Genomic DNA, 404 nt, shown 5'->3' on the forward strand with positions numbered 1-404 from the left:
TTCTAATTTTTCAGCGTCTGCCCCGATTACCACTTTTTGTGGTACTGCTTCTACTTCCTGTATACCGTCTATTAGTTCATATCCTTGTGGAGTAATCTTAAAGAACTTTTCTTTTTTATTCTTAGCTCCACCTTGCTCTACAAGTTTATTACTTTGATACCAATCGAAGCGACTTGGTTCTGCATGATATACTTTCATAATATCGCCATATTGAAGTTCAACACCTTCAAGTTGCAAAGCAACTTTTTTAGAATTTTCTTGCCCTTCTATAGAAATATTTTTCTTTTCATTTCCATCCTTATCATATAAGGTAATCCCTACATACTTTTCATTTTTAAAGCGCTCATGGAACTCATTACCAACGAAAGAAACGTTGATTTTCTTTTCATCATGAAGGAGTGTTA

General features: G+C 33.9%; 1 protein-coding gene. It reads right to left on the bottom strand.

What is annotated here, in order from left to right; translation table 11 throughout:
- A partial coding sequence (locus MR170_RS31160; RefSeq protein WP_276575698.1) for a putative mucin/carbohydrate-binding domain-containing protein occupies positions 1-404 on the bottom strand: 404 nt, incomplete at both ends.

Source organism: Bacillus cereus group sp. BfR-BA-01524 (assembly GCF_022662595.1).
Classification (GTDB): domain Bacteria; phylum Bacillota; class Bacilli; order Bacillales; family Bacillaceae_G; genus Bacillus_A; species Bacillus_A thuringiensis_S.